Origin of the sequence: Roseateles sp., from assembly GCF_049240545.1 — a bacterium.
Taxonomy (GTDB): domain Bacteria; phylum Pseudomonadota; class Gammaproteobacteria; order Burkholderiales; family Burkholderiaceae_C; genus Paucibacter_A.
In genome coordinates this window covers 1-5,137 of record NZ_JBMLSK010000080.1, presented here as the reverse complement: position 1 = coordinate 5,137, position 5,137 = coordinate 1, and the positions used below count along the sequence as shown (strand labels likewise).

Below are 5,137 nucleotides of genomic sequence, written 5' to 3'. Positions count from 1 at the left end.
CCGTGACGAAGGCCGTGACGTGCTGTTCTTCGTGGACAACATCTACCGTTACACCTTGGCCGGTACCGAAGTGTCCGCGCTGCTGGGTCGTATGCCTTCCGCCGTGGGTTACCAGCCTACGCTGGCCGAAGAAATGGGCCGTTTGCAAGAGCGGATCACTTCGACCAAGGTCGGTTCGATCACTTCCATCCAGGCCGTTTACGTGCCAGCGGACGACTTGACCGACCCCTCGCCTGCGACGACCTTTGCTCACTTGGACTCCACCGTGGTGTTGTCGCGTGACATCGCTTCGCTGGGTATCTACCCCGCTGTGGACCCGCTGGACTCGACCTCGCGTCAGCTGGACCCCAATGTGATCGGCGAAGAGCACTACCTGACCGCCCGTGGCGTTCAGCAAGTGCTGCAGCGCTACAAGGAACTGCGCGACATCATCGCGATTCTGGGTATGGACGAGCTGTCGCCTGAAGACAAGCTGGCCGTGAGCCGCGCTCGTAAGATCCAGCGTTTCCTGTCGCAGCCTTTCCACGTGGCCGAAGTGTTCACCGGCTCGCCTGGTAAGTACGTGCCCTTGAAGGAAACCATCCGCGGCTTCAAGATGATTGTTGCTGGCGAATGCGATCACCTGCCTGAGCAGGCCTTCTACATGGTTGGCACCATCGACGAAGCGTTCGAAAAGGCGAAGAAGCTGGGCTGATGAAGCCGGGGAGGGCGGCAACGCTTCTCCCCGTTTCTCGCACAGTTCTCTACGCACAACGCTAAGGAAGATTAAAGATGGCAACCCTCCACGTCGATGTGGTTTCCGCCGAAGAGCAAATCTTCTCCGGCGAGGCCAAATTTGTTGCGCTGCCGGGTGAAAGCGGTGAGCTGGGCATCTTGCCCAATCACACGCCGCTGATCACCCGCATCAAGCCCGGCGCGGTGCGCATTCAGCGCGCCGACAACGGCCAAGAAGAATTCGTCTTCGTGGCTGGCGGCTTGCTGGAAGTGCAACCAGGCAAGGTGACCGTGCTGGCCGACACCGCGATCCGCGGCAAGGACCTGGACGAAGCCAAGGCTCTGGAAGCCCGCGCACTGGCCGAAGAAGCGATGAAGAACGCCAAGAGCGATATCGACTTTGCCAAGGCGCAAGGCGAGTTCGCTGCCATGGCCGCCCAGATCGCTGCGCTGCGCAAGTTCCGCAAGAACTGATTCAGCTCAGAGTTTCGAGATCGCTCGAACCCAAGGCGCCCGCCGACGTGAGTCAGGCGGGCGTTTTTCATAGTCCCACACCATTTGTCAGATCATGTCCAAGCCCATCACTCTTTCCCGCTACCAAGGTATGGATGCCATCGAACTGGCCTCGCCCGATGGTGCTCGCGCGACCGTGTTGTTGCATGGGGGCCATCTTGTCTCTTGGAAGCCGGTCGGGGGTGAAGAGCAGCTCTATCTGTCACCGAAGTCGGAGTTCGCCTCGGGCCAGGCGATTCGCGGCGGCGTGCCGGTGGTCTTTCCGCAATTCGGTATGCGTGGCCCTTTGCAACGGCATGGCTTTGCCCGCACCAAGCCTTGGGCCTTGGTGATGGCTGAGCAGGGCAAAGATGATGCGTTGGCCGTCTTGCGTCTGAACGACGATGCGGCGACGCGGATGTTTTGGCCGCATGCCTTTGAGTTGGAGTTGAGTGTTCGGATCAGCGGCCGTGAGTTGCAAATTGAGTTGGCCTGTGAAAACAAGGGCGACACCACCTTTGAGTTCAATTCCGCGCTGCACAGCTATTTGCGCGTGGATGATCTCGATTCCACCAGCCTTCAGGGCCTGACCGCGCTGCGCTATTGGGATGCCGTTGATGAGATGGAGAAGGTCCAGCGTGTTGATCTGCTGCTGCCCGGCGGCGACTTGGATCGCATCTACCACCGTGTGCGCGAGGAGTTGACGCTGCGTGAGCGCCTGGCCACCAGCGAACGTCGTTTGCAGATTCGTCAGCAGGGCTTTGACGACGCCGTCGTTTGGAACCCCGGCGCTGAGAAGTGCGCGGCGGTGGTGGACATGCCGGCGGATGGCTACAAGCACATGCTCTGCGTGGAGGCGGCCCAGGTCGAGAAGCCCTTGAGTTTGGCGCCCGGCGAGAGTTGGTCCGGCATGCAGACCTTGACCTTGCTTTGACCGTTGTCGGAAGGCCTCTGGCTGACATAAGCTGTCTTCTCCTGAAAAAGAGAGGCAGCAAGCCATGGCAAGCAAGAGCGGCGGCAAGTCCAAGACCAGAGAGAAGCCCCAAGGCAAACCCAAGGCCGGGGCTCCCGGCCAGCTGAGCAAGAGCGACTACCTCGAGCAGCTTGCCCCCTTGCACCTGGAGCTCAACGCGATGGCGCATTGGCTGCAGCACCAAGGGCAACGCCTGGTGGTTGTGGTCGAGGGGCGCGATACCGCCGGCAAGGGTGGCGTGATCTCGGCCATTTCAGAGACCTTGAACCCGCGCCAATGCCACACCGTGGCCCTGGGCAAGCCCAGCGACCGCGAGCGCGGCGAGTGGTACTTTCAACGCTACGTGCCGCATTTGCCGGCCGCAGGTGAAATCGCGCTGTTCGACCGCAGCTGGTACAACCGCGCCGGTGTTGAGACGGTGATGGGCTTTTGCACGCCGCAGCAAACCCAGGCCTTTCTGAAGCAAGCGCCGGTGTTTGAAAAGCTGCTGGTCGATGACGGCATCTTGCTGTTCAAGTATTGGCTCACGGTCGACCAAGAGCAGCAAGAGACCCGCTTTGCCGAACGGCTGGCCGACCCGCTGAAGCGCTGGAAGCTTTCGCCCATCGACCTGGAGGCGCGCCGTTTGTACAAAGAATACGGTGAGGCTCGCGATCAGATGTTGGCTGCCACGCACTCGCGCCACGCGCCTTGGACCCTGGTGGACTTCAACGACCAGAGGCGTGGCCGGCTGGCTCTGATCCGCAACTTGCTGGCGCGCTTGCCCGATGTGGCGGTGCCACCGACCAAGTTGCGCTTTCCGCCGCTGGGGCACAAGCCGCTGGTGGAGACCTTTGGCGGTAAGTTGCGGCCGATCAAACTCGGCTGAGCGGGGTTCGCCAGCCGAGCTTGAATCAGAGCAGCACGACCGCGTCCGGCAACTCATTCGGGTTGCTTTCCCCTGGCGCCAAGGGGAACTTGCTCTGCAGCAAGGCATCCACTCCGTCCACGGCGGCTTGCAGGCCGGCTTCGAAACGGCCGGCGCGCAGATGCTCGCGCAAGGTGTCGACGATGGCGCTCCATTGCTCGGGCTTGACCTGCGCATTCAGCCCCCGGTCGGCCACGATCTCGATGGCATGGTCGGCCAACAAGAGATAGATCAGCACACCGTTGTTCGCTTCGGTGTCCCAGATGCGCAGTTTGCCGAACAGGGTGACGGCGCGCTGCCGTGCGCTCAGGCGCTTGCTCAGGTAAGACAGCGGCAGGCCCGCTTCTACGCAAACGCAGATCTCGCCGCTGTGGCGGCCTTCGCTGGCGCGGATGCGCGATTCCAGGCTGGCGATGGCCGTCTTGGGCAGGGCGCGTGCGACCGTGCCGCTGTCGGTCCAGCGGTGCTTGAACAAGCGCACCAGCATTGATTTTTTATGGCTTTGCTGAGGCATCTTCTTCACCAATCTCCGGAGGCACCGCCGCCGCCAAAATCACCGCCACCACCTGAGGAAAAACCTCCACCGCCGCCTCCGCCGCCGAATCCACCACCACCGCCGCCGCCCCAGATGACAGGGCCTCCGTGGCCTCCGCGGCGTCCGAGGCTGCGCCCCGAGCCCACGCCCATCACCCCGACCAGAATCATCGAGGCCACGGCCGCCAGCCCGGCGATCAGCAGGCTGGACGCAAACACCCAGCCGATGGCGCCAGCCGCGCCGCCGGTCAAGAGACTGCCCAGCTTGCGGCCAAAGATGCCGATAAGAACACCGCCCAGCACTGGCACGCCGATGAAGAACAGCGCTCCCAACTCCTCAAAGCTGAAGCCGTCTTGGGGCTGACTGTTCTTGTTGCTTTGCTTGGGGGCAGGCAGGGCCTCGCCACGAATGAGAGCCGACAACTGGTCTACCGCCTGATTCAAGCCTCCCGCGTAGTCGCCCGCCTTGAAGGCTGGGGTGATGGCGCGCTGGATGATCTGACGCGCCGCCAGGTCAGGCACGGCCCCTTCCAGCGTCTTGGCGACTTCGATACGAACTTTGCGGTCATTCTTGGCCACCACGATCAAGAGCCCATCGCCGACATCGCGGCGACCGATCTTCCAGGCGTCACCGATGCGCTGCGCATAACTGGCAATGTCCTCGGGCGCCACGGTGGGCACCAAAAGAATCACCAACTGCGAGCCAGCGCTCTGCTCGAAAGCGGCGAGCTTGGCTTCCAGCGCGCTTTGCTGGGCGCTGCTCAAGGTGGCGGTCTGGTCGATGACGCGTGCGCTCAAGGCCGGCACGGGCAAGACATCTTGGGCGCGCGCCGTCAGGCACAGCAGGCCGAGCAGCGCACCCAGCAGCCAAAGCCCCAAACCCCTGCCGAGAGGCAGGAACCCACGTTCACGCATGGCCAGTCAGCCTTACTTGGAAGCCGGCTTGTCGAAGCTCACCGCCGGCGCTGCCTTAATCGCAGCCTCGTTTTCCACCGAGAAGTTTGGCTTGACCTTGTAGCCAAAGATCATGGCGGTCAGATTGGTGGGGAACTGGCGGGTGTGCACGTTGTACTCGGTCACCGTCTTGATGTAGCGATTGCGCGCCACGGTGATGCGGTTCTCGGTGCCTTCTAGCTGCACGCGCAGGTCTTGGAAGCCCTGGTTGGCCTTCAAGTTAGGGTAGTTCTCGGTCACCATCATCAAGCGGCTCAGCGTGCTGGAGACTTCGCCCTGGGCGGCCTGGAACTTCTTCATCGCCTCGGGGTCATTGGCCAACTCGGGCGTGACCTGAATGCTGGTGGCCTTGGCGCGCGCCTCGATCACCTTGGTCAGGGTTTCTTGCTCGAAATTGGCTTCACCCTTGACGGTGCTGACGATATTGGGGATCAGGTCGGAGCGGCGCTGGTACTGGTTCAAGACTTCGGCCCAGCCGGCGTTCACTTGTTCGTCGAGCGTCTGGAATTGGTTGTAGCCGCAGCCGGAGAGCGTTAGCGTGGCCGTCAAAACAGTGGCTGCCA

At 62.1% G+C, this 5,137-nt stretch carries 6 protein-coding genes and 1 pseudogene; 4 read left to right on the top strand and 3 right to left on the bottom strand.

Annotated elements, in window-relative coordinates:
• The 4 genes and pseudogenes from ACOVRJ_RS05160 to ppk2 all read left to right on the top strand — a co-directional run.
• Positions 1-694 (top strand): annotated as a pseudogene (locus ACOVRJ_RS05160) (F0F1 ATP synthase subunit beta); the annotation flags it as partial.
• A 77-nt stretch (positions 695-771) separates the two neighbouring features.
• Positions 772-1,188 carry a F0F1 ATP synthase subunit epsilon gene (locus tag ACOVRJ_RS05155; protein ID WP_422042829.1) on the top strand — a complete coding sequence of 139 codons (417 nt, stop codon included), beginning with the start codon at positions 772-774 and terminating at the stop codon, positions 1,186-1,188.
• 94 nt (positions 1,189-1,282) lie between these two features.
• Complete coding sequence (locus tag ACOVRJ_RS05150; protein ID WP_422042828.1) at positions 1,283-2,140, top strand: D-hexose-6-phosphate mutarotase; 858 nt, start codon at positions 1,283-1,285, stop codon at positions 2,138-2,140.
• Between the two features lie 64 nt (positions 2,141-2,204).
• Positions 2,205-3,047 (top strand): polyphosphate kinase 2, encoded by an 843-nt coding sequence (gene ppk2, locus ACOVRJ_RS05145; RefSeq protein WP_422042827.1) that lies wholly within the window; start codon positions 2,205-2,207, stop codon positions 3,045-3,047.
• A 25-nt stretch (positions 3,048-3,072) separates the two neighbouring features.
• Here ppk2 and ACOVRJ_RS05140 read toward each other — a convergent pair whose 3' ends face one another.
• The 3 genes from ACOVRJ_RS05140 to ACOVRJ_RS05130 are packed head-to-tail and all read right to left on the bottom strand — an operon-like array spanning position 3,073 to position 5,123.
• Complete coding sequence (locus ACOVRJ_RS05140) at positions 3,073-3,600, bottom strand: TPM domain-containing protein (RefSeq protein ID WP_422042826.1); 528 nt, start codon at positions 3,598-3,600, stop codon at positions 3,073-3,075.
• A 5-nt stretch (positions 3,601-3,605) separates the two neighbouring features.
• A complete protein-coding gene (locus tag ACOVRJ_RS05135) occupies positions 3,606-4,535 on the bottom strand; it encodes a TPM domain-containing protein (protein WP_422042825.1) in 930 nt (309 codons plus the stop codon).
• A gap of 12 nt (positions 4,536-4,547) precedes the next feature.
• A complete protein-coding gene (locus ACOVRJ_RS05130) occupies positions 4,548-5,123 on the bottom strand; it encodes a LemA family protein (protein ID WP_422042830.1) in 576 nt (191 codons plus the stop codon).
• Between the last annotated feature and the right edge of the window lie 14 nt (positions 5,124-5,137).

Bases quoted from the DNA above. Each gene is read 5' to 3' on its own strand.
- ACOVRJ_RS05155 (WP_422042829.1), top strand. From the start codon at position 772: ATGGCAACCCTCCACGTCGATGTGGTTTCCGCCGAAGAGCAAATCTTC.
- ACOVRJ_RS05150 (WP_422042828.1), top strand. From the start codon at position 1,283: ATGTCCAAGCCCATCACTCTTTCCCGCTACCAAGGTATGGATGCCATC.
- ppk2 (WP_422042827.1), top strand. From the start codon at position 2,205: ATGGCAAGCAAGAGCGGCGGCAAGTCCAAGACCAGAGAGAAGCCCCAA.
- ACOVRJ_RS05140 (WP_422042826.1), bottom strand. From the start codon at position 3,600: ATGCCTCAGCAAAGCCATAAAAAATCAATGCTGGTGCGCTTGTTCAAG.
- ACOVRJ_RS05135 (WP_422042825.1), bottom strand. From the start codon at position 4,535: ATGCGTGAACGTGGGTTCCTGCCTCTCGGCAGGGGTTTGGGGCTTTGG.